This window comes from Variovorax sp. Soil_C_19 (assembly GCF_057657255.1).
This window is the reverse complement of record NZ_JBDGIV010000006.1, coordinates 97,457-120,968: the sequence shown is the minus strand read 5'-3', so window position 1 is coordinate 120,968 and position 23,512 is coordinate 97,457. Positions and strand designations below refer to the sequence as shown.

The window sequence follows — 23,512 nt, the reverse complement described above, 5'->3', positions numbered from 1 at the left end:
TACAAAAAACGGTCCGCGGCCGCTGAGTTCGAGCGACATTGCGCAGCTATATCTATCGCAAGAACGACAACTTGCGCTCTCGTCGCCGGTGCGGGGTCCGCTGAAAAGCGGCCATGTTGCGCGGCGTTGCGCGTAACTCGCCGCGTACCCGACCCAAGCTCGGGCTTCGGCGCGGATGTTCGACGCCGATCCAGTGGTTTGTCGCACGCGAGGCGCGTCGATACGATCGCGCCCTTCGCAACTCCAGCACGCAATGAATGGCCTCTCCGATCAATTCTTCCCTGCTGCCCGCGCCATCGAAAAACACCCGTTGGCAGCAGCGCAGCCGGCAACATGTGTGGCATCCCTGCACGCAGAGCATCCGGCTCGAAGCGGTGCCGCCGCTGCCCATCGCAAGGGGCAAGGGCGTGTGGCTGTTTGATCACGACGGACGTCGCTACCTCGACGCGACGAGTTCGTGGTGGGTCAACCTGTTCGGCCACGCCCATCCTGCCATCAATGCTGCGTTGAAGGACCAGATCGATACGCTCTCGCATGTGATGCTCGCGGGCTGCACGCACGCGCCGGCCGTCGAGTTGGCCGAACGGCTGGCCGCGCTCAGCGGAAATGCGCTGGGCCACTGCTTCTATGCATCGGATGGGGCCTCTGCCGTGGAGATCGCCTTGAAGATGAGCTACCACGCGTGGCGCAACGCGGGCCGCAGCGGCAAGCAGCGTTTCGTCGCAGTGCGGCAAGGCTACCACGGCGAAACGCTGGGCGCACTGCATGTCACTGAGGTACCGGTGTTCCGCGGCGCCTACGGCCCGCTGCTGGCCGACGCACACCACGTTGCATCGCCCGACGCACGGGCCGCCCGAGCCGGTGAGGATTCCGTCGCGGTGGCGCGCCGTGCCGCCGCGGATCTCGAGACGCTGCTCGCGCAGCAGCATGAGTCGATAGCCGCCGTGATCGTCGAGCCGCTGGTGCAATGCGCGGCCGGCATGGCGATGCACGACCCCGAATACCTGCGCCTCGTGCGCGCGCTGTGCGACCGCTACGGCGTGCACCTGATCGCCGATGAGATCGCCGTCGGGTGCGGCCGCACGGGCAGCTTCTTCGCGTGCGAACAGGCCGGCATCTGGCCGGATCTTCTGTGCCTTTCGAAAGGCATCAGCGGTGGCTACCTGCCGCTGGCGCTGGTGATGGCGCGCGACGAAATCTACCAGGGCTTCGTGGACGACGACGTGGCGCGCAGCTTCCTGCATTCGCATTCCTACACTGGCAATGCGTTGGCCTGCCGCGCTGCGCTCGCAACGCTGGACCTGTTCGAGCAGGAGGACGCGCTACGGCGCAACCGCGGCCGTGCAGAACGGATGAACGCGCGCCTGCGCGAGGCTCTGCGGGGCATGCCGGTCGATCACCTGCGCCAGCGCGGCATGATCGCCGCCTTCGACGTGCGTGCGCCCGGATCCCGCTTCGCCGAACGTTTCCACCTGGCTGCCAGGGCGAACGGACTGCTGATGCGCCCGATCGGCGCGACGGTCTACCTCATGCCGCCGTATGCGATCGGCGAGAGCGAGATCGACCTGCTCGTCGACGGAACGATCGCCACGCTGAAGGACGTGGCAGCCTCCACCCGCACGCAAGGAGAAGACGATGTCGCGCTTGCTTGACCGCCTGCAGCACGAGATCGCAGCCCTCGACGCGCAGTCGCTGCGCCGCTTCCGGCAGATCGCCGAGACAGCCTGCGCACCCGGGCAGTCGCTCACGCTTGCCGGTTCGGCCGCACAGCGCGCGATGCTTTGCTTCAGCAGCAACGATTACCTGGGCCTCGCCGCGCATCCGGCGCTGGCCGCTGCGATGGCAGAAGGCGCGGCGCGCTACGGCACGGGCAGCGGTGGCTCGCACCTCGTCCTGGGCCACTCGCGCGCGCATGCCGAACTCGAGGATCGGCTGGCTTCCTGGATGGCCCCGTACATTCCGAAGGCGCAGAGCCTGTTCTTCTGCACGGGCTACATGGCGAACCTTGCTGTTCTCTCGGCGCTCGGCGGTGCGGAGGCCGTGATCTTCTCCGAGTCGCTCAACCATGCGTCGCTGATCGATGGTGCGCGGCTGGCCAAGGCGCGCGTCGAGCGCTACCCGCACCGCGGAGTTGCCGCGCTCGACGCACAGCTCGGCGCCTGCAACGCGCCCGTCAAGCTGATCGTGAGCGATGCCGTCTTCAGCATGGACGGCGACATCGCGCCGGTGGCCGAACTGCTCGCGCTGGCGGAACGCCACGACGCGTGGCTCGTGCTCGACGACGCCCACGGCTTCGGCGTGCTCGGCGCCACCGGCCGTGGCGTGCTGCAAGCTGCGGCGCTGCGTTCGGAACGGCTGGTGTTGGTCGGCACGCTTGGCAAGGCGGCCGGCGTGTCGGGGGCGTTCGTGGCGGCGCATCGCACCGTCATCGACTACCTCGTGCAGCGGGCGAGGCCCTACATCTTCAGCACCGCCGCGCCGCCGGCCATCGCGCATGCGCTGCTGGCGAGTCTTGCGATGATCGAGGGTCTTGAAGGCAGCCTGCGCCGCTCGCGCCTCGAAGAAAGGATCGTGCAATTTCGGCGTGGGCTCCGGGAGATCCTGCCGCCCGACGGCAGCGCCTGGTTGCCGGATTCGCCCACGGCGATCCAGCCTTTGATCGTCGGCGACAACGCACGTGCGATGCAGTTGATGGCCCACCTCGACGCCAGCGGCTTGCGCGTCGGCGCGATCCGCCCGCCGACAGTTCCTGCGGGCACCGCGCGATTGAGGATCACGCTGTCGGCCAGCCACAGCGAGGCCGACGTGGATCGGCTGGTCGACGCTGTGGGCAAGGCCTTGGCGCAGTCCTGGAGGGACGCCGCATGATGCCGCTGCGCTGGTTTGTCACGGGCACCGACACGGGCGTGGGCAAGACGCTGGTGAGCAGCGCGATACTGGGCCTGCTGGCCGCATCGGGGATGAAGGCAGTCGGAATGAAGCCGGTGGCCGCGGGCCTGAGCTTCGTCGAGGGTGAATGGCGCAACGACGACGTCGAGCAGTTGCGCGCGGCTGGCAATGCCGACGCGCCGCTGGCGCTGCGCTGTCCCTACCTGCTGCGCGCGCCGATGGCCCCGCACCTCGCTGCCACCGAAGAGGGCGTGCGCATCGAGTTGCCGCCTTTGCTGTCGGCCTTCGCGGCATTGACGCGGCGCGCCGAGGCGGTCGTGGTCGAAGGCGTGGGCGGTTTCCGCGTGCCGTTGGGCGACGATTTCGACAGCGCCGACTTGGCCGTCGCACTGGGCCTGCCGGTGATCCTCGTGGTGGGAATGCGGCTGGGCTGCCTCAACCATGCGCTGTTGACGGCCGAGGCCATCCGGACGCGCGGCCTCTTGCTGGCGGGGTGGGTCGCAAGCAGCATCGATCCCGCGATGCTCGCGCCCGAAGCCAACCTACAGACACTGCGCGCCGCGCTCGGCGCGCCCCTGCTCGGCGTCGTGCCATACCTGGCCGAGCCCGACCCGGCCAGCGCCGCGCGGCACCTCGACCTGCGGGCCTTGCGCGCCATTGCGGCGCATGCCGCATCGCGGCCCGCTGCGACATGCTGAATCGCCCGGCGCTTCAGGTTGGCTCGAGGACATCGTCAACGTGTCAGGAATTGAAGAGGCACCATCACGATCTGCGGAAAGAGCACCAGCAGCAGCAGCACGCCCAGCTGCGCCAGCAGATAAGGCAGCACCGCGCGGATCACCGGCTCCATGCGCACCCTGGCGACCCCGCAGACCACGTTGAGCACGGTGCCCACGGGCGGGGTGATCAGGCCTATGGCGTTGTTCATGATGAACAGCACGCCGAAGTAGACGGGGTCGATCCCGGCCATCTTCACGATCGGCATGAGCACCGGCACCATGATCAGGATCGTGGGCGCGAAGTCCAGCGCGGTGCCCACCACGAAGACCAGCACCAGGATGACCAGCAACAGCAGCGTCGGGCTGTCCACCAGCGGCTGCAACAGGTCTGCGACCACCATGGGGATGCTCGCCGCGGCAATCAGCCAGGCCGAGACCTGCGCCGCGGCGACGAGGAACATCACGACTGCCGAGGTCTTGCCGGCCGCCAGCAGCAAGGCGTACAGCTGCGCGACCTTCAGCTCCCGGTAGACGACGAAGCCCACGAACAGTGCGTAGAACACGGCAATGACGGCGGCCTCGGTCGGCGTGAAGTAGCCCGCCTTCAGGCCGCCCACGATGATGACCGGCAGCAGCAAGGCCCAGAGGCCCGCAAAGGTGGCTTGCCAACGCGCGCGCAGCGGCATCTTCTCGCCGCGCGGCATGTCGCCGCGCCTGGCCTGGAAGGCCCAGGTCAGCACCAGCGCCACGGCCATCAGCAAGCCGGGCACGATACCGGCAATGAACAGCTTGGTGATGGAGATGTTTCCCACGACGCCGAGCATGACGAAGCCGATGGACGGCGGGATGATCGGCGCGATGATGCCGCCCGAGGCGATCAGGCCCGAGGCACGCGGGATGTCGTAGCCGGCCTTGCGCATCATGGGGATCAACAGCGCCGCCACCGCTGCCGTGTCGGCGATCGCCGAGCCGGACAGCGACGCCATCAGCACGCATGCGAAGACGGCCACATACCCCAGGCCGCCCTTGAAGTGGCCGACCCATGCGCTGGCCACGTTCACGATGCGCCTGCTGATGCCGCCGGCGTTCATCAGCTCACCCGCAAGCACGAAGAACGGAATGGCCATGAGAGGAAAGCTGTCGGCGCCCGACAACATGTTCTGCGCCATGATCTGCGCATCGAAGAAGTCCATGTACAGCATCATGGCCATGCTGCAGGCCATCAGCGCAAAGGCAATCGGCACGCCCAGCGCCATGGCGGCGAGCAGCGCAACAACGAAGATGGTGACGATCATGGCTGTGCGTCCTCAGTCCGTGCTGCCGGTCTGCAACAGTGCCTGCGCGCTGGTCTTTCCGAGCAGCAGGCGCACCATGTTGGCCAACGCCATGATGGCAATGGACGCTGCGCACAGGTAGGCCACCGAATACACCACGGCCAGGGAGATGCCGGTCACCAGGCCGATGTTGGCTGCGTTGAGCGCGTACTGCCTGATCAGGCCCCACAGCAGGACGGCGCAGCACCCGAACACCAGGCCCTGGGCCAGCACCACGGCCACGAACTGCGCCTTGCCGGTCAGCCGGCGGACCACCATGTCCACGCCCATGTGGCCGCCTTCGCGCATCGCGAGGATGGCGCCCAGGAAGGTGAGCCAGATGAACATGAAGCGCGACAGTTCTTCGGAGACGTTGATTCCCGAATCGAAGAAGTGGCGCAGCAGCACGTTGCCGAACACCATCAGGCACATCGCGGCCAGGCACAGGACCATCACCAGTTCCAGCGCCTTGAAATACCAGTGGATCAGTCGTTTCATTGCTGTCTGTGCACGTTCAAGAAGACGGGGCAGCCACGGGCTCGGCCCCGGAGAAGATCTTTCCGGGGTTCATGATGTTGTGCGGGTCCATGGTGCGCTTGATCTGCCGCATGAGATCGACCGGGGCGCTGCCCAGTTCGTCGAGCAGGAAGCCTTGCTTGTGCAGGCCGATCCCATGCTCGCCGGTGCAGGTGCCGTCCATGGCCAGGGCGCGCGCCACGAGGCGTGCGTTGAGGTGTTCGGCCTGGTCGAGTTCGGCCTGGGAGGCGCCGTCGACCAGCATCTGCACATGGAAGTTGCCGTCGCCCACATGGCCCACGATGGGCGCGAGCATGCCGCTGCGCTGAAGGTCGTGCGCGGTCTCGGTCACGCAGGCGGCCAGATGCGAGATCGGCACGCACACGTCGGTGACCACCGAGCGGCTGCCCGGACGCAGTTGCAGCGCGGCGAAATAGATGTTGTGCCGAGCCTCCCAGAGCCGGCTTCGTTCCTCGGGGCTGCTGGCCCACTGGAACTGCGCACCGCCACCGTCCGTTGCAATGCTCTGCACCACGTCGACCTGCTTGCGCACGCCCGCTTCGCTGCCGTGGAACTCGAAGAACAGATGGGGCTGTTCGGGCAGCCCGGTCTTGCTGTACAGGTTGAGCGCCTTGATGGCCACGCCATCTGCAAACTCGCAACGCGCGATGGGCACGCCCATCTGGATGATCAGGGCGACGGCTTCCACCGCCGCGTGGATGTCCGCGAAGGCGCATACCGCCGCCATGATGCTCTCGGGCTGGGGATAGAGCCTGACGGTGGCCTCGACCAGCACGCCGAGCGTGCCTTCGGAGCCGACGAACAGCCGTGTCAGGTCGTAGCCGGCAGCCGATTTCCTGGCCCGGCGTGCGGTCTTGATGACCGCGCCATCGGCCGTGACGGCGGTGAGGTTGAGCACGTTCTCGCGCATCGTGCCGTAGCGCACCGCATTGGTTCCCGACGCGCGCGTTGCGCACATCCCGCCGAAGCTCGCATCGGCGCCGGGGTCCACGGGAAAGAACAGGCCGGTGTCGCGAAGCAGCGCATTGAGCGCCTTGCGCGTCACACCGGGTTGCACGGTGGCGGTCTGGTCCTGCGCATGGATGGCCAGCACCTGGTCCATCTGCTGCAGATTCAATGTCAGACCCCCCTGCGCGGCCAGCGTGTGGCCCTCGAGCGAGGACCCGGCGCCGTACGGCACCAGGGGCACGCGATGCACGCGGCACAGGTTGACGATGGCCACCACTTCCTGCGTGGTGCGTGCGAATGCGACCGCATCGGGCGGCATGGCCGGCAGGACCGATTCATCGCGGCCATGGTGCGCGCGCACGGCGGCGCTGGTGGACAGGCGATCGCCCAGCAGCTGGCTCAGGTTCTCGAGAAAGACGGCAGGCAGTGGAGGGCGGGAATTCACAGTGGAGCGGGAACGTTATTGGGCGGCGCGAACGCGGGCGATCTCGCTGCGAACCAGGGTCATGAACTCGGGCCCGATCTTCTCCAGGTGCGGCGCGATGGCCGGCGGCACGCGGTCGCGGATGGCCTGCAGATCGGCGGCGGAGAACTGGGTCACCTGCATGCCCTTGTCCTTCATGCCCTGCAGCGCGCTGCTGGCCTCGGCGGCCGTGGTCTTGCGCTGGAATGCGGTGGCCCTGGCGGCGGCGGTGGTCATCATCTGCTTCTCGGTCGCCGAAAGGCTGTCCCAGAATTTCTTGGACACCGCAAAGATCAGCGGCGAGTAGACGTGGCCCGACAGCGTCATGTACTTCTGCACTTCGTAGAAGCGCTGGGTGTACATCAGCACGACGGGATTCTCTTGCCCGTCGAACGCCCGCGTTTCCAGTGCCACGAAGAGTTCCGACCACGGCAGCGGCGACGCATTGGCGCCGATCGCCTTGAAGGCGTCCAGCGTGAGCGGGTTGGGCTGGGTGCGCAGCTTCAGCCCCTTGAGGTCGTCCAGGGTGTTGACCGGGCGCTTCGAATTGGTGATGTGCCGAAAACCGTTCTCCCACCAGCCCAAGACATGGATGCCGACACCGGCGAGCTTGTCGTTCAGGTGCTTGCCGACCGGTCCGTCGAAAACGGCGTGGGCTTCGGCTTCGGTGTTGAACAGGAACGGAACGTCCTGGAACCCCAGCTCCTTGACCTGGCCCAGCAGCGCCAGCGCGCTGCCGGTGTAGAACTCCTGCACGCCGCCCTGCAGCGCACCCAGCATCTGCGGGTCGGGCCCCAGCGCCTGGTTGGCGATGACGGCGGTCTTCATCTTGCCGCCGGTCGCTTTTTCCATCTCGGCCGAGAACATCCGGGCCGCCTGCCCCGCCGGGTGCGCGTCGGCCATGCCGTGGCCGAAACGCGCGGTGCGCGCCTTGATGTCCTGCGCACCCGCGCTCCATGGCGCCAGCACCGCGAGCGTGCTGAAGGCTGCAGTGGAAATAAATCGGGACCAGTTCATGGTGTCTCCTCAGTGGTTGACGGGCGGGTGGGACGCGGGCCTGCTCTGCACGCGATTGCGCAGAAGGCCGATGCCTTCGATCTCGACCTCGCAGACGTCGCCAGGCCTCATGTAGAGCTTCGGCTCGCGCGCATGCCCGATGCCCGAGGGGGTTCCGGCGACGATGAGATCGCCCACTTCAAGGGTGATGGCTTCGCTGATCGTGACGATCAGCGATTCCACGTCGAACACCATGTCGCTGGTGTTGGCCGATTGCACGGTCTGCCCGTTCAGTCGCGTCTCCAGCAGCAGGCCGCGGGCGCCCGGCGGCAGTTCGTCGGCCGTGACCAGCCAGGGTCCGAAAGCGCCGGTGCCGTCGAAGTTCTTGCCGACCATCCATTGCGGCGACTTGAACTGGTACTCGCGCACGCTGCCGTCGTTGAAAACCGAATACGCCAGCACGTGCGACAGTGCCTGCTCGCGCGTGATGCACGCACCTGCCTTGCCGATCACCACGACCAGTTCGCCTTCGTAGTCCAGCGTGTCCGAGAGCGCGCTGTGCAACATGGGTGCGTCATGCGCGACCAAGCTGGTGGTGAAGCGGGAAAAGAGCGTGGGGTAGTCCGGCTGTACAAAGCCGCTTTCTTCCGAGTGGTCCCGGTAATTCAGCCCGACACAGATGATCTTGGCGGGACGACCGAGCGGGGCCAGCAATTGCACCTGCGCCAGGTCCAGCGCAGGCTGTTGGTGCATCACGGATGCTGCGGCATCGAGCGCCGGCCGGCCCTGGCGGATCAGGTCGTCGAGTGCGCCCGGATACGCGAGGGCGCTTTGCGTCGTGCCGTGCCATGCGTCGCCAGCCGCGTCGTGGACCGCCCAGCCTTCGCGTCCTTCCGACAGAAAACGCAGCAATTTCATGTGTCTCTTTCCTTTGAATGACCTGAACTTTGTTTTCATCAGGTGATATGTATAATTTAGCTAACAATATATTATTCGGCAGCTAGTACATACCCGGATAAAATTTCAGAGCCATGCTGCCTACCGCCAAACCCACGCAGGCCGAGACGGTCTGTCGCCTGATACGCGCCGAGATCCTCGACGGTCAGTTGCCTGCCGGGGCAAAGCTGAACATCGGCGCACTGGAGAAGCGCTTTGAGGTCAGCCTCGGGGCCATTCGGGAGGCTTTGTCTCGCCTGAGTGCGGAGGGCATGGTGATCGCCGAGTCCCATCGCGGCTATCGGGTCAGTCCGGTCAGCCGCGAAGAACTGCTGGACATCACCCGCACCCGCGTCGAGATCGAGTCGTTGTGCCTCGCGCAGGCGATGAGGCTGGGCGACGTCGAATGGGAATCGCGCATCGTCGCTGCCGCCCATCGCATGGAACGGCTTCAGGACTCGCCAGCCGACGCGGAAACGCGGGTCACCGACGTCTGGAGCCATTCGCACAAGGAATTTCATGAAGCGCTGGTCAGCGCGTGCCCCAGCCCCTGGCTGCTGCGGCTGCGCAAATTGCTGCACGAGCAGAGCGAGCGCTATCGCCGCCTTTCGGCCCCGCTGGAAACCGACACCCGCGATGTGCGCGGTGAGCACCGCCGCCTGACCGAGGCGGTGCTGAAGCGTGACGAAAAAGCGGCCCTCAAAGAGCTGGAACAGCATTTCCTTGCAACGGCCGAGATCATCTTGCGATCGCCTCTGCTTGCAGCACCCCAGAGCCGTCCGTCGTCTTCACGTGCTTCTTCTGCGCCGCAATAGAAGCGTGCCAGGTCCGCCTCGTCGAGATCACGCCTTCGCAGCGGGCTTGAAGATGTGAATGGTCTCGCCGCGTGCGAGCTTCTCCACAAGCTGGGCGATGCGTCGGGCGCGCGTCTCGGGCTTCACGGCAGTCTGTATCCGCCACAGCACCGCGTAGCGATTGGCCGCATTGATCGTTGCAAAGAAGGCCTTGGCGCTCGGCTCGGCTTCGAGCGCCGCCAGCAGGTCCTCCGGCACGGTGGACGTGCGCGCGCCGTCGTAGGCCCGCGCCCATCGTCCGTCGGCCTTGGCGGCCTCGATCTGCGCGTGGCCCGACGCCTGCATGCGGCCCGCCTCGATGAGCGCCGCGACCTTGTCGACGTTGATCTTCGACCAGACGCTGCGCGCGCGCCGCGGCGTGAAGCGCTGCAGAAAGTGCTGGTCGTCGAGCCCTTTCTTCTGGCCGTCGATCCAGCCCCAGCAGAGCGCGATCTCCACCGCCTCGGGGTAGGTGACGCTGGGCTCATCGGCGCCCCGCTTGGCGATCTTGAGCCAGAGGCCGTCGGAGGTGGCGTGGTTCTTCTTCAGCCAGGTCTCGAAGGCCTTGGCGTTCTTGAACAAGGTCGGGGATGCGTCGGGTTGGACGGGTGGTTTGGCGGCGGGCATCGCGTGGAGTGTGCCGCAGCGAGCGAGCCGACACGCGGTTGACATCGACGCCGGCCAGGCTTACGCCTTTTCACGTTTCGAGACCACGAAGATGCCCGACATTGTTCCTCTCGACCTTCCTGGTCGTCGTCGATTTTTGCGCTTGTCGCTCGCGAGCGGTGGCGGCGTGTCCGTCGCCAGCTTCGTTGCAGCCTGCGGGGGCGGCAGTGACCGGATCGTTCCCGTATTGGGGGCGGCACAACCTCCTGTCCCTGCGCCCGCACCAGAACCTGCACCGACGCCTGCACCCGAACCCGCACCGGCGCCGTCCGAGCCGCCCCGTTCGACGAGCCCGTTCGAAGCCATGTCCGAACTGCAGCCCGCCGATGCCAATGGCGTGATGCTGCCCCAGGGTTTCAGCTCGCGCATCGTGGCGCGATCGGGCCAGCCCCCGTTGCCGGGCAGGCCGGCCTGGCACGGCGCTCCGGATGGCGGGGCGTGTTTCGCCGCTGCAGATGGCGGCTGGGTCTACGTCAGCAATTCCGAACTGGCCCTGGACGCCGACATGAAGCCTGCCGGTGGCGCTGGTGCGCTGCGCTTCAGCAAGGATGGCGAACTGATCGACAGCTACCCGATCCTCAAGAACACCGGAGGCAATTGCGCTGGCGGAAGCACGCCATGGGGCACCTGGCTGTCCTGCGAGGAGTTCGAGCTGGCCCCGAACGATCCGCTGGTCGCGTTGATCGGCCGAAGCGCCGGCCTGGTGTGGGAGTGCGATCCGTTCACGCCGTGGGTCGACGGCCAGACGGGACGAAGCTTCCCCGCGCTGGGCCGCTTCTCGCACGAGGCGGTGAGTGTCGATCCATTCAACCGCGTCCTCTACCTGACCGAGGATTCCAGTGGTGGCCGCATCTATCGCTTCGTCTGCGATGCGACCGACTGGCCGGAGGGGCTGGACCGGCCGCGCTTGCAGAACGGCAAGCTGCAGGTGTTGCAGCTTCGCGGCCTGCCTGCAAACGCCGAGGTGATCGCCGCCGCAGCAACGGCTGGGCTCGACATCGACAAGCCATGCGCAGTCGACTGGGTCGATGCCCTCCATCCCGAGCAGGGCCAAGGCTACGTCCGCCTCGCGGTGGCGCCCGCGGAAGGCGTCGTCCCGCCGGGCACCTTCTTTCCGAAATGCGAGGGGACCTGGTACTTCAACGGCATCGTCTACTTCGCTACCCAGAGCAACCACCGCATCTGGGCTTTCGACGTCGCGAACCAGACGATCGAGGTCATCTACGACGGCAACAAGAACTCGGTCGACCCGGTCACTTTCGCCGTCAACCGGCCTGACAACATCACGATCACCGCGCTCGGCGAAATCATTGCCACCGAGGATGGCGGCAACCTGGAAGTCGGCATCGTGCGTGCCGACCGCAGTGCCCAGGTGATCGCGCGCCTGGTCGGACACAACGCAAGCGAAACCACCGGGCCGGCCCTCTCTCCGGATGGGACGCGCCTGTATTTCAGCTCGCAGCGCGGCACGACGGGCAGATCCGAGGATGGCATCACTTTCGAGATCGTCTTGCCCCGCCCGGCGCGGTGACGACGCCAAGGTGAAGAGTCTGCTCAAGGCCTCCCGATCGGGAGGCCTTTTTTCTTGATGAAGTTTTCGTGACAAACCGCAGTCGTTGCGTACGCCACGCGTCTAGGTAACCGTACGCAGCAGCGACATCGAGGCTCTCCATCATGAGCCGCTGCAAGCGAGCTTCATCCTTGAGAACCGAGCTGTAAATGCATGACATGAAGAAGAGCCGGCCACCGCTGTGCTGGAAAGCGGTGTGGCTGGCAGTGATGGCGCTGGGCAGTCCGGCGGCAGCCCTGGCCCAGGAGGCCGCGGCCCCCGCAGAACCCGCCCGCAAGGTCGACATCGCCGAGTACATCGTGCGCGGCAACACCGTGCTCGATGCGCGCGCCATCGAAAAGGCGGTCACGCCCTTCCTCGGGCCCGAGCGCACGCTCAAGGATGTGGAAGCGGCGCGCGACGCGCTGCTCGCGGCCTACCAGGCAGCGGGCTACCAGTCGGTGTACGTCGACCTGCCCGAGCAGCAGGTGACCCAGGGCGTGGTGTTCCTGCAGGTCAACGAGACCCGCGTGGGCCGCGTGCGCGTGGTGGGCGCCGAATACAACTCGCCGCTCGACGTGCGCGACCAGGTGCCGGCGCTGAAGGAGGGCGGCGTGCCCGACTTCAACCAGGCGCAGGCCGAACTCGCAGCGCTCAACCGCGGCCCGAAGCGGCAGGTGATGCCGCTGGTGCGCCAGGGTGCGATGCCGGGCACGATGGACGTCGACCTCAAGGTCCAGGACTCGAGCCCATGGCGCGGCAGCGTCGGCCTCAACAACGACTACAGCGCCGACACGCGCAAGCTGCGCGCGACGGCCTCTCTGGGCCACGACAACCTCTGGCAGCTGGGCCACAGCGCCTCGCTGAGCTTCTTCGGCGCGCCGCAGGACCTGAGCCAGACCCAGGTGTTCTCGGCCTCGTATGCGGCGCCCATCTCGGGCACCGCGTGGAGCGTGGAGGCCACCGCCTTCGTGTCCGACAGCAACGTGGCCACCGTGGGCGGCACCGACGTCCTCGGCAAGGGTCACTCGATCGGGGTGAAGGCCACCTATACCGTGCCGAACGCGGGCAACTGGTGGCACGCGTTCAGCGTGGGCATCGACTTCAAGAACAACAAGGAGGCGCTGAGCCTGAACGGCACGGCCGACACCGTGCCGCTCAAGTACGCGCCGGTCACGCTGTCGTACACGGGCTTCCGGCAGTCGGACAAGAGCCAGCTCGGCGTGGGCGTCTCGCTGGTGGCGGGCACCAGCAGTTCGTTCAACTACGGCAGCGACTGGGCCGCGTTCGACTACAAGCGCTACAAGGCCTCGCCGAGCTTCATGGTGCTGAAGGCCGACCTCAACGGCACGCACACCTTCGGCGGCGGCCAGCAGCTGTCGTTCCGCTTCAACGGCCAGATGACCGATTCGCCACTGGTGTCGAGCGAGCAGATCGCCGGCGGCGGCATGAACTCGGTGCGCGGCTATCTCTCGGCCGAAGCCACCGGCGACTACGGCGTGGTCGGCTCGGTCGAGCTGCGCAGCCAGCCGCTGACCTTCCTGGGCAGCACGGTCGAGAACTGGCGCGTGTATGCCTTCGCCGATGCGGCGCGGCTGCGCCTGAAGAGCCCGCTGCCCGAGCAGGACGAGCGCTTCTCGCTGTATTCGGTGGGCCTGGGCACCACCTTCAAGGTGGGCACGTACCTGTCGGGCCGCGTCGACATCGGCTATCCGCTGATCGATGGTCCGCGCACCCAAAAGCACGACACGCGCGTGAATTTCAGCCTCACCGCGAGCTATTGAAGCGCACGGCTTTCATCCGCCTTCTTTCCTTCGCTCATTCCTTTCCTTCTTTCTTGTCTCTCTCTACGAGCTTTCCGGAGAACCCTGTCATGCGACGCATTCTTTTCATCGTGCTCACCCTGCTGAGCACGCTCTTGCCGGGCCTGGCCCACGCCTGGTGGCAGGCCGAATGGGCCTACCGCAAACCCGTCACCATCGACGGCGGCCCGCAGGCCGGCGCGATCGGCAGCGATGCCGGCCGCGCGCCGGTGCTGGTTCGCCTGCACACGGGCAACTTCAAGTTCGAGGGCGTGAGCGAGACGGGCGCCGACCTGCGCTTCGTGGCGGATGACGACAAGACCGTGCTGAACCACCAGATCGAGCAGTTCGATCCGCTGCTGGGCATGGCGCTGATCTGGGTCGACGTGCCCAACGTCTCGGCCGGCACGCCGCAGAAGCTGTGGATGTACTACGGCAACCCGAAGGCGCCCGCATCGGGCAACGGCCAGCGCAGCTTCGACCCCGACTACACGCTGGTCTACCACTTCGCCGAGGCGGCCGTGCCGCCGCGCGACACCACCGCCTACGGCAACCACGGCCAGACCGCAGCCGTGCCGGTCGAAGGCACGGTCATCGGCAAGGGCGCGCAGCTGGGCAGCGGCCCGCTGATGCTGCCCGCAACGCCGTCGCTCGCCGTGGCGGCCGGCGGTGCGCTGACCTTCTCGGCCTGGGTCCGGCCCGATTCGCTCGGCGCCAGCCAGGCGATCTATGCGCGCCGCGACGGCGCGGGCGAGTTCGTGGTGGGCATCGACCAGGGCGTGCCCTTCGTGCAGGTCAACGGCCAGCGCAGCACGCCGGGCCAGCCGATCCAGGCCGGCCAGTGGTCGCACCTCGCGGTCAAGGCCGAGGGCGAGAGCGTGGCGCTGTACGTGGGCGGCCGTCCGACGGTGACGCTGGCGGCCAGACTGCCGGCGTTGAACAGCGCGGCCGCGCTCGGCAGCGACGCACCGGGCAGCCTGCCGGTTGCGGCTGGCGCGCAGCCCGCGGCCGCCTTCGCGCCCTTCACCGGCGCGGTCGACGAAGTGCGCCTCTCGAAGGTGGCGCGCACCGACGCGCTGCTGCTGGCCGATGCCGTGTCGCAAGGCGCGGAGTCCCGCCTGACGGTGTTCGGTGCCGACGAGCAGCAGGCCGGCAAGAGCCACTTCGGCTACATCCTGGCCGCGATGCCGCTGGACGCCTGGATCGTGGTGGGCCTGCTGGGCCTGATGATGGTGCTGTCGTGGGCCATCATGATCGGCAAGGGCCGCAGCTACGGCGCCACTTCGCGCGCCAACGCGGCCTTCATCGAGCACTTCCGCGAATCCGCCGGTGCCCCGCTCGACCGCCTGGCGGTGAGCAACACCGTGCCCGAGCGCGTGCGCGCCGACTCCTCGCTATGGCGCCTGTACGAAGTGGCCATCGACGAGATGCGCCGCCGCCATGACCGCGGCTACGACCTGAGCGCCGTATCGACCGCCACCATCGGCGCGATCCGCGCCGCCATGGACGGCGTGATGGTGCGCGAGACCGAGCGCATGTCAAAGCGCATGAACTGGCTGTCGACCACCATCGAGGGCGCGCCCTACGTGGGCCTGTTCGGCACCGTGATCGGCATCATGCTGGTGTTCGTGGTGGCGGCGATGGCCGGCGCGGTGGACATCAACTCGGTGGCCCCGGGCATGGCGGCGGCGCTGCTGTGTACCGCGGCCGGCCTGGGCGTCGCGATCCCCGCGCTGTTCGGCTACAACTGGCTGGCCTCGCGCTCCGACGCGATCGGCGCCGACATGGCCGTCTTCGTCGACGAGTTCGTCACGCGCCTGGCCGAAGAGCAGGGCGAGGGCCGCTCGCTGCCGGTGGCCGTGGCCAAGCGCGCCTGAGTCCGCAACGCCATGGCCAACAGTGCAGCCAAGTTCGCCGTGCGCAAGCGCACGGGCGGCATCAACATCACGCCCTTCGTCGACGTGCTGCTGGTGGTGCTGGTGATCTTCATCCTCACCAGCAACGCCAGCATTCCGGGCATCAAGGTCGACCTGCCGAAAGCCAGTGCCTCGGTGGCACTCGAGAAGCCCAAGACCAAGGCGATCACGATCGACAACGGGGGCAACGTGTTCCTCGACGCCTATCCGGTGACGCTGCCCGAGCTCGAGGAGCGCCTGCGCACCGAGAAGGCGCTGTCGCCGGACTTCCCGGTGATCGTGCGCGGCGATGCCAGCGTGCAGTACGCCAAGGTGGTCGACGTGCTCGACCTGCTGCGCCGCATCGAGCTCAACCAGATCGGCCTCGTGACCGGCAAGCAGAAGTGAGGAGCGGAGCGTGAAACCTCGCGATCCGACCTCCGGCCTCTGGCGCCGCTGGGGCGGCACGGCCATCGGCCTGGCGATCTTCGCCGCGCTGGTGGCGCTGGTGTGGTATCTGCTGTCCGACACCGCGAGCACCAAGCGCGTGGTGGCCGATGCGCCGATGCTGATGCTGCCGCCGCCGCCCCCACCGCCGCCCGAGCCCGAGAAGCTGCCCGAGCCCGAGCCGGAAAAGATCAAACCCGAAGTGGTCGAGCCCGAGCCCAAGCCGATCGAGCCGCTCGAAGCCCCCAAGGACGACGCGCCGCCCAGCCCCTCGAAGGACCTGGGCGACCCGGTGACCATGGACAGCGCGGGCGAAGCCGGCAACGACGCCTTCGGCATCCAGGCCGGCAGCGGCGGCGGCATGAGCGGCACCGGCGGCGGTGGCGGCGGCGGCCTGGGCAGCGGCTCGTATGCGCGCTATGTCTCCAGCCTGCTGCAACAGGCCCTGTCGCGCGATGCGCGCACCCGCCAGCTGGTGTTCGACGACATCCAGATCGACCTGTGGCTCGGCGCCGACGGCCGGACCACGCGGGTCCAGCTGGTGCGCGGCACCGGCACCGGCGACATCGACGAGGCGGTGCTTGCGCTGGTGCGCAACCTCGACCGGCCGGGCGAGACGCCGCCGGCGTCGCTGCGCTTTCCGATGCGCGTGTCCATGAAGGGGCGCCGCCCATGAGCGCCGCGACTTTCCACGCGGCCCGTGCCGATGCCCTGCCAGTCCCATTCAATCCTGTGAACGAAGCGATGAACCATCTCACCAACATCCAGAGCCGGGGCGCCATGCCGACCCTGCGCAAGTGCGCGCTCGCGGCGGCCGTGGCCTCCGCGTTCGTCTTCGCGGCCGCCGGCGCCCATGCGCAGTCGGCCGCACCGGCACCCGCCGAGACCGCCATGGTCAAGCTGATCCGCGGCCTGATCCAGAGCGGCACGCTCGCCAAGGACGTGGGCGAGGCGCTGCTGGCGCAGGCCCAGACCGAGGCCATGGCCGCGCAGCAGGCGCAACAGCGCATCGCCGCCTCGGCCACGGCCGCTTCGGCAAGCACCGCCGGCGGGCTGCGGCTCGAAGCCGGCGACGTGCGCGTGCCCTACATCTCGCAGACCGTGCGCGACCAGATCCGCGACGAGGTCAAGACCCAGGTGATGGCGCAGGCCAAGGACGAAGGCTGGGCCGCGCCCAACGAAACCCCCGAGTGGAGCAAGCGCATCCGCCTCGAAGGCGACGTGCGCATCCGCAACGAATCGCGCAGCTACGCGGGCAACAACAGCAACATCGAGATCAACTGGCCCGCGCTCAACGACGGCAGCGGCTACGACGTCAACCCCAACACCAACCTCTCGCTGCCGTCGATCCTCAACACCCGGCAGGACCGCCGCAACCTGTTCCGTGCACGTGCGCGCCTGGGCGTGCTGGCCGACCTGTCGGAGAACACCAAGGCCGGCGTGCGCCTGGCCTCGGGCAGCGACGAGAGCCCGGTCTCGACCACCCAGACGCTGGGCGGCGGGCTCGGCAAGAAGAGCGTGTGGCTCGACCAGATGTGGATCTCGCACAAGCCGGTCGACTGGCTGACGGTGACGGGCGGGCGCTTCGGCAATCCGTTCATGTCGAGCGACCTGGTGTTCTCGAACGACCTGAACTTCGACGGCATCGCCGCGCAGTTCGACAAGAAGCTCGCGTCCAACCCGGACCTCTCGCTGTTCGGCACGCTCGGGCTGATCCCGCTCGAATACTCGTCGGACAATTCGCCGAGCCGCAGCCAGGAAAAGATGGCGAGCGAGAACAAGTGGCTGCTCGGCGCGCAGATCGGCGCCGACTGGAAGATCAACGACGACAACCGCGTGCGTGGCGCGCTCGCGTACTACAACTTCCGCAACATCAGCGGCCAGGTCTCGCAGCCCTGCGCGCTCTACGCCGGCGCCGACGGCTGCAGCACCGACTGGTCGCGCCCGGCCTTCATGCAGAAGGGCAACACGCTCATGCTGCTGCGCGACATCGCGCTCGATCCGCTCAACCCGGCCGGCACGCCGCAGCCGCAGTACGTGGGCCTGGCATCGCGGTTCCGCCTGATCGACCTGAACCTGCGCTGGGACACCGCGGTGGCGGGCAACAACCTGCGCCTGGACGCCAACTTCGTGCGCAACACCGCGTACGACGCGAACGACATCTGGAGCCGTGCGGGCGCGCGCGGCGCCATCGTCAACAACTTCGGCCCCACGGGCGGCACTGCGCAGAGCGACTTCAAGAGCGGCGGCAACGCCTACATGCTGCAGGCCACCTACGGCAAGCCGTCGCCCTCGGCGCGCGGCGACTGGAACGTGCTCGCGGGCTACAAGCGCATCGAGCCCGACGCCATGCCCGACGGCTACAACGACTCGACCTTCCATGGTGGCGGCACCAATGCGCGCGGCTACTTCCTGGGCGGCTCGTATGCGATCGACAAGAACATGTGGTTCACCGGCCGCTGGATCTCGACCAAGGAAATCTATGGACCGCCGCTGTCGATCGACACCCTGCAGCTCGAATTCAATGCGCGATTCTGAGGAGGCCCCCGTGTCCAGAAAACATCTTTCGGCGCTGGTGCTGGCCGTGCTGGCCGCGACGGCCGGCATGGCCCACGCACAGCAGGCGCAGGGCCAGAGCATGGAGGAGCGGCTGCGCGCGCAATTGCGCGTGACGACCTCGCAGCTGCAGCAGGTGCAGAACGAGCTGGCCGCGCTGAAGGCCGGCCAGCCCGCGGGTACCGGTGCCACGGCCGCAGCTGCCGCGCCGGCGCCGGCCGAACTCGAGGCGCTTAAGAAGGAGCTGGCGCAGAGCCAAGCGCAGCTGTCGGCCGAGCGTCATGCGCGCGGCCAGGCCACCGCCGGCACCGAGCAACTGCGCCAGCAGGCGCAGGCCGCCAACGAAAAGGCCGCCGCTCAGGTGGCGCAGTACCGCGGCGCCTACGACGAGCTGCTGAAGATGGCGCGCGCCGCCGAGACCGAGCGCCAGCGCCTCGCGGGCGAGGCCGCGATGCAGCGCACCGCCCTCACGCAGTGCGAGGCCAAGAACAAGCAGCTCTATGCGGTGGGGCAGGAGATCCTGCGCGCCTACGAGACCGTCGACCTGGGCAGCGTGCTCGCATCGCGCCAGCCCTTTGCCGCGCAGAGCCGCGTCAAGTTCGAGCAGATCGCGCAGCAGTACGGCGACAAGCTGTACGAAGGCAAGTTCGACGTGCGCGCGGTGAACACGCCCGCGCCCGCGGCTGCCGCTGCCGCCACAACGGCGGCCCCCGCCGCGGGAGACAAGCCATGAAGCGCACCAAGTCGTCGTCCACCGTGTTGGCGCAGGGGCTTCGCGCCGCCGCCGGCGTGGTGCTGGTCTCGTCGATGGGCGTGGCCGCCGCGCAGGCGCCCGCACCGGGTCAGGCCGTGGTCGCGCGCCTGGGCGACGCCACGGTCCGGCAGGACGAGGTCGAGCGGCTGTTGCAGGCGCTGCCCGAGGCCGAGCGCACCGCCGTGAAGGCCGACCGCGCGAGCCTCGACGCCTGGCTGCGCCAGCGCCTCGTGAGCGAGGCACTGCTGCGCGACGCGCGCGCCAAGGGCTGGGCCGACCGCCCCGAGGTGAAGGCGCAGATCGATGCCGCCGTGCGCGAGGTCACGTCGCGCATCGTGAGCAGCAGCTACCTCGATTCGGTGAGCCAGGTGCCGGCGGGTTTTCCGTCGGACGCCGAACTGAAGGCTGCGTACGAGCAGGGCAAGGCCAATTTCAACCTGCCCGCCGCCTACCGCGTGGCGCAGATCTACCTGGCCACGCCCGAGCGCGATGCCGCCGCCATGGCCAAGGTGCGCGACACGGCCGCAGCGATCGCCCGCGAGGCGCGCGCCGGCGACTTTGCCGCCCTGGCGCGCGCGCGCTCGCAGGATCCGCGCAGCGCCGAGCGCGGCGGCGAGGTCGACACCCTGCCGCTCGCGCGCATCCTGCCCGCGCTGCGCGACACCATTGCGAAGCTCAAGGTCGGCGAGGTCAGCGAGCCCGTCGAGGCCGAGGCCGGCTTCCATGTGGTGAAGCTGCTCGGTATCCAGCCCGCGCGCACCGCCACGCTCGACGAGATGACGCCGCAGCTGCGCGCCGCCCTGCGTCAGCAGCGCCAGCAGCAGCTGGTGCAGGCCTTCCTGGCGCAGCTGGCGCCGCCGGCGCAGCTGAGCATCGACGCCGCCGCGCTCGACGCGGCACTGAAGAAGACGAACTGAACAACCCAAGCCCAAAGGCTCCTGAATGACCAACAAATCTTTGACGACGAACACCGAAGCGGCCGACAGCGCCGCCGCTGCAACGAACCTCGACCTGCTGCTGGACGCCGTGACGCCCGAGCAGGTGTCCGACGCCATCAAGGCGGCCGGTGCCGCCGTCACCGCCATCGAGCAGGACGGCGTGGTGCGCCTGCACAGCGCAAGCCACGGCATCGGCTTCCAGGTGCTGTGGGGCAACCCCGTCACCACTACGCAGTACGCGGACTTCACGCTGAGCTGCCCGCTGCGCGTGCAGGGCGGCACGCTGCCCGACTCGGTGCCGGCCGCCTGGCACCGCACCAAGCGCTTCGCGCGGGTGGCGCAGCACGGCGACTTCGTGGTGCTGGAGATGGACGTGGTGGTGGCCGGCGGCGTGAGCCCGACCTACCTCGCGTTCGCGATGCGCCTGTGGATGCAGATGATGGGCGAGTTCTTCCTGCACCTGCGCAACCACACGCCGGCGGCCGAGGCGCGCGGGGATGCCGCGAATGCCGAGGCCGCCACGGCGCCCGAGGGCGTGGCCGCCGCTGCCGTGTGATGGGCATGGCGGGCGTGACGATGCACCAGGGCACCGCGGCCGGTCCGTCGGCGCTCGCGGCCATCGAGGCGACGACGCGCCAGGCCGAGCGCGCGCGCCGTGCCGAGGCGGTGCGCCTGCGGCAGCGTGCCGCGCTGCTGGCGCTCCTCGTGCAGACGATGGCCGAGCTGCAGATCTCGATGGCGGAACTTGGTGCAGCGCGCCGCGCGGCCCAGCCGGCCAGGCAGCAGCGGGTCAAGCCCTCCGCGCGGCAATGACGCCCGGCACCTGCGCGGCCGGCACCGGCCGCGCGAACAGGTAGCCCTGGGCTTCGTCGAAGCCTTCGCGCGTCACCGCCTGCAGCTGCGCCTCGGTCTCGACACCCTCGACCGTGGTGGCGATGGCCAGCGCCTTTCCGATGCCCGCCACTGCGCGCATGATCGCGAGCGACTTGCCATCGGGCAGGTCGGCGATGAAGCTGCGGTCGAGCTTGATCTTGTCGAACGGAAAGCTGCGCAGGTAGCCAAGCGACGAGTACCCGGTGCCGAAGTCGTCCATCGCGATCTTCACGCCGAGCTGGCGGATCTGCTGCAGCGTTCGCAGGTTCATGTCGTCATTGCCCAGCAGCACCGACTCGGTGATCTCGAGCTGGAGGCGCGAAGGGCCCAGGCCCGAACCCTCGAGCGCGTTGCGCACCGTGTCGACGAGGTGGCCGACGCGGAACTGCACTGGCGAGAGGTTCACCGCCACCGCGATGCCGTCGGGCCATGCCGCGCATTCGCGACAGGCCTCGCGAAGCACCCACTCGCCGATCTCGGTGACGAGCCCGGTCTCCTCTGCGATCGGGATGAACTCGGCCGGCGGGATCATGCCGCGCTCGGGGTGGCGCCAGCGCACCAGCGCCTCGAACGCGGTGATGCGGCCCGATGCGAGGTTGACGAGCGCCTGGTAGTGCACCTCGAACTCGCCCTTGACGAGCGCTTCGCGCATCGAGAGCTTCAGCGCCTGGCGTGTCTGCAGCTGCGCGTCCATGCTGTGGACGTACCTGAAGAAGCTGCCACCGCCCGTGGCCTTGGCCTGGTGCAGCGCCACCGCCGATGCCCGAATGACCTCGTCGGCCGCGTCGCCGTCGTCGGGCGCCACCGCCACGCCGACGCTGGCACCGATGCCCACCTTGTGCCCGTCGAGTTCGAAGGGGGTCAACAGGACGCCCATGAGCCGGCGGGCGACCGCGAGCGCATCGTCCGGCTTCTGGAGGCCGGTGCAGGCGATCGCGAATTCGTCGGCACCGAGCCGCGCGAGCGTGTGGTCGTCGGCGCCCATGCACAGCCGCAGCCGCTCGGCCACCTCCCGCAGCAGCAGGTCGCCGGTCGCATGGCCGTAGGCGTCGTTGACGGCCTTGAAACCGTCGAGGTCCAGCGTCAGCACCGCGACCGGGGCCGCGCGACCGGCCGCGTCGGCGAGGTGCCGCTGCAACGCCTCGCGGAAAGCCACGCGGTTCGGCAGCCCCGTGAGCACGTCGTGGCGCGCCATGTGCGACATCTGCTTCTGCGCCTGCAGCCGCTCCTCCTCGGCATGGCGCCGCTCGCTGACGTCGCGCCAGATCGACACCATGCGGCTCGGCGTCCCGGCGCTGTCGAGCACGGGCGCCGCGATGACGTCGAGCCAGCGGTGCGTGCCCTCCGCATCGACGGAGTCGAGATCGATGCGGGCGGTGCCGCCCGCGCGCACCACGTCGAACATGGCGCGCAGTCTCTGCAGCCGACCGTCGGGAAAGATCTTTTCAAGCACCGCGCGGTCGGCAAGCTCAGCGATGTCCACGCCGATCATGCGCTGTGCCGCCTTGTTCATCAGCAGCGTCCGTCCCGACAGGTCGAGCATGCTGATGCAGTCGGGACTGCTGTCGAAGATGCCCTTGACCGATGCCTCGCTTTCGCGCAGCGCGTCGACTGCGGTGCGCTGCGGGTGCACGTCCTCGAGCAGGCCGTACCAGCGCACGATGCGGCCGTGCTCATCGCGCCGTGGAGCCGCCCGGCTGCGGTGCCACCTGTACCCTCCCTTGGCGCTCTGCACGCGGTATTCGGCATCGAAGGGCGTGCCATCGACCAGTGACGCCTGCCATTGGACCTGCACGCGTTCGAGGTCGTCGGAATGCAGCACCGATTCCCACCCGACGCCCAGCCCGCTTTCGACGCTGGTGCCCGTGAGCAGCGGCCAGCCGGGCCCGGCCTCGATGACTGCGCCGGACGCATCGGCGATCCACGGGATCTGCGGATGCAGTTCGACGAAGGACCGGTAGTGGGCCTCGCTGTCGCGCAGCACCCGCTCGGCCGTGCGCAGCGCGGTGACGTCGGAGATCACCGCCACGAGCAGCCGTCCCTCGGCACCGATGAGTTCGACCGGCTGCTTGCAGGTGAACAGGATCCGTGTGGAGCCGTCCGCCAGGGTGATCTCTTCCTCGAAGCTGCGCGCGTTGCCGCTGGCGAGTATCTCGAGGTCGACGGCGCGGATGCGGTCGGCCGTCTCCGCGGGCAGCACGTCGTGATCCGTCTTTCCGAGCGCGCGCTCGAGCGGGATGCCGAGCAGCGCGCAGGCGGGCGCGTTGAGGTGCACGAAGCGCGAGGCCTCGTCCTTGATGATCACGGCGTGCCCGACGCTGTCGAGGATCGCTGCCACCGGTACCGAGGGGTCCAGCAGATGCGCCGGCGAATGCGCCGCCCGGTAGTCACCCATGTC

The 23,512-nt window shown here is 68.2% G+C and carries 21 protein-coding genes; 14 read left to right on the top strand and 7 right to left on the bottom strand.

The window, feature by feature from the left end; genetic code table 11:
• The first annotated feature begins 257 nt into the window (after positions 1–257).
• Genes bioA through bioD form a run of 3 tightly spaced genes read left to right on the top strand, consistent with a single transcriptional unit; the run spans position 258 to position 3,587 of the window.
• Positions 258–1,652 (top strand): adenosylmethionine--8-amino-7-oxononanoate transaminase, encoded by a 1,395-nt coding sequence (gene bioA, locus AC3A6R_RS14945; RefSeq protein ID WP_487864735.1) that lies wholly within the window; start codon positions 258–260, stop codon positions 1,650–1,652.
• The gene (gene bioF / locus AC3A6R_RS14940; RefSeq protein WP_487864734.1) at positions 1,636–2,868 is read left to right on the top strand and encodes an 8-amino-7-oxononanoate synthase; all 1,233 of its coding nucleotides are present in this window, start codon (positions 1,636–1,638) and stop codon (positions 2,866–2,868) included. The genes bioA and bioF overlap by 17 nt, the downstream gene beginning before the upstream one ends.
• A complete protein-coding gene (gene bioD / locus AC3A6R_RS14935) occupies positions 2,865–3,587 on the top strand; it encodes a dethiobiotin synthase (protein ID WP_487864733.1) in 723 nt (240 codons plus the stop codon). Before bioF ends, bioD begins: the two co-directional genes overlap by 4 nt.
• Before the next feature lie 35 nt (positions 3,588–3,622).
• Here bioD and AC3A6R_RS14930 read toward each other — a convergent pair whose 3' ends face one another.
• Genes AC3A6R_RS14930 through AC3A6R_RS14910 form a run of 5 tightly spaced genes read right to left on the bottom strand, consistent with a single transcriptional unit; the run spans position 3,623 to position 8,783 of the window.
• Positions 3,623–4,903, bottom strand: coding sequence for a TRAP transporter large permease subunit (locus AC3A6R_RS14930; RefSeq protein ID WP_487864732.1), 1,281 nt, complete (start codon positions 4,901–4,903; stop codon positions 3,623–3,625).
• Between the two features lie 12 nt (positions 4,904–4,915).
• Entirely contained in the window at positions 4,916–5,419 is a 504-nt protein-coding gene (locus AC3A6R_RS14925; RefSeq protein WP_487860489.1) for a TRAP transporter small permease, read from the bottom strand.
• Positions 5,420–5,435: 16 nt separating this feature from the next.
• Positions 5,436–6,851, bottom strand: a complete 1,416-nt coding sequence (locus AC3A6R_RS14920) for an FAD-binding oxidoreductase (RefSeq protein WP_487864731.1) — start codon at positions 6,849–6,851, stop codon at positions 5,436–5,438.
• Between the two features lie 15 nt (positions 6,852–6,866).
• The gene (locus AC3A6R_RS14915) at positions 6,867–7,886 is read right to left on the bottom strand and encodes a TRAP transporter substrate-binding protein (protein WP_487860491.1); all 1,020 of its coding nucleotides are present in this window, start codon (positions 7,884–7,886) and stop codon (positions 6,867–6,869) included.
• A gap of 9 nt (positions 7,887–7,895) precedes the next feature.
• Positions 7,896–8,783, bottom strand: a complete 888-nt coding sequence (locus tag AC3A6R_RS14910) for a fumarylacetoacetate hydrolase family protein (protein ID WP_487864813.1) — start codon at positions 8,781–8,783, stop codon at positions 7,896–7,898.
• A gap of 113 nt (positions 8,784–8,896) precedes the next feature.
• On the opposite strand from AC3A6R_RS14910, the gene AC3A6R_RS14905 reads away from it, so the two are divergent.
• Positions 8,897–9,616, top strand: a complete 720-nt coding sequence (locus tag AC3A6R_RS14905) for a GntR family transcriptional regulator (protein ID WP_487860493.1) — start codon at positions 8,897–8,899, stop codon at positions 9,614–9,616.
• Positions 9,617–9,643: 27 nt separating this feature from the next.
• Here AC3A6R_RS14905 and AC3A6R_RS14900 read toward each other — a convergent pair whose 3' ends face one another.
• Positions 9,644–10,261, bottom strand: a complete 618-nt coding sequence (locus tag AC3A6R_RS14900; RefSeq protein WP_487864730.1) for a YdeI/OmpD-associated family protein — start codon at positions 10,259–10,261, stop codon at positions 9,644–9,646.
• Here AC3A6R_RS14900 and AC3A6R_RS14895 point away from each other — a divergent pair.
• The 10 genes from AC3A6R_RS14895 to AC3A6R_RS14850 all read left to right on the top strand — a co-directional run bounded on the left by AC3A6R_RS14895 (position 10,200) and on the right by AC3A6R_RS14850 (position 21,054).
• Positions 10,200–11,831, top strand: coding sequence for an alkaline phosphatase PhoX (locus AC3A6R_RS14895; RefSeq protein WP_487864729.1), 1,632 nt, complete (start codon positions 10,200–10,202; stop codon positions 11,829–11,831). The two genes, AC3A6R_RS14900 and AC3A6R_RS14895, sit on opposite strands and share 62 nt — an antisense overlap.
• Positions 11,832–12,019: 188 nt before the next feature.
• Complete coding sequence (locus tag AC3A6R_RS14890) at positions 12,020–13,633, top strand: ShlB/FhaC/HecB family hemolysin secretion/activation protein (protein ID WP_487864728.1); 1,614 nt, start codon at positions 12,020–12,022, stop codon at positions 13,631–13,633.
• Positions 13,634–13,722: 89 nt separating this feature from the next.
• Positions 13,723–15,528 (top strand): DUF2341 domain-containing protein, encoded by a 1,806-nt coding sequence (locus AC3A6R_RS14885; RefSeq protein WP_487864727.1) that lies wholly within the window; start codon positions 13,723–13,725, stop codon positions 15,526–15,528.
• Between the two features lie 12 nt (positions 15,529–15,540).
• Entirely contained in the window at positions 15,541–15,954 is a 414-nt protein-coding gene (locus tag AC3A6R_RS14880; protein ID WP_487864726.1) for an ExbD/TolR family protein, read from the top strand.
• Between the two features lie 10 nt (positions 15,955–15,964).
• Positions 15,965–16,669: an energy transducer TonB family protein gene (locus tag AC3A6R_RS14875; RefSeq protein ID WP_487864725.1), complete on the top strand. Its 705-nt coding sequence runs from the start codon at positions 15,965–15,967 to the stop codon at positions 16,667–16,669.
• Positions 16,666–18,531 (top strand): putative porin, encoded by a 1,866-nt coding sequence (locus AC3A6R_RS14870; protein ID WP_487864724.1) that lies wholly within the window; start codon positions 16,666–16,668, stop codon positions 18,529–18,531. Before AC3A6R_RS14875 ends, AC3A6R_RS14870 begins: the two co-directional genes overlap by 4 nt.
• 10 nt (positions 18,532–18,541) lie before the next feature.
• Positions 18,542–19,282 (top strand): hypothetical protein, encoded by a 741-nt coding sequence (locus AC3A6R_RS14865; protein ID WP_487864723.1) that lies wholly within the window; start codon positions 18,542–18,544, stop codon positions 19,280–19,282.
• Entirely contained in the window at positions 19,279–20,220 is a 942-nt protein-coding gene (locus tag AC3A6R_RS14860; RefSeq protein ID WP_487864722.1) for a peptidylprolyl isomerase, read from the top strand. The genes AC3A6R_RS14865 and AC3A6R_RS14860 overlap by 4 nt, the downstream gene beginning before the upstream one ends.
• Before the next feature lie 25 nt (positions 20,221–20,245).
• Positions 20,246–20,797: a YbjN domain-containing protein gene (locus AC3A6R_RS14855; protein WP_487860502.1), complete on the top strand. Its 552-nt coding sequence runs from the start codon at positions 20,246–20,248 to the stop codon at positions 20,795–20,797.
• Positions 20,798–20,817: 20 nt separating this feature from the next.
• Complete coding sequence (locus tag AC3A6R_RS14850) at positions 20,818–21,054, top strand: hypothetical protein (protein ID WP_487860503.1); 237 nt, start codon at positions 20,818–20,820, stop codon at positions 21,052–21,054.
• Here the strand turns inward: AC3A6R_RS14850 and AC3A6R_RS14845 are convergent.
• Positions 21,032–23,509 (bottom strand): sensor domain-containing protein, encoded by a 2,478-nt coding sequence (locus tag AC3A6R_RS14845; RefSeq protein WP_487864721.1) that lies wholly within the window; start codon positions 23,507–23,509, stop codon positions 21,032–21,034. The two genes, AC3A6R_RS14850 and AC3A6R_RS14845, sit on opposite strands and share 23 nt — an antisense overlap.
• Positions 23,510–23,512: the final 3 nt, after the last annotated feature.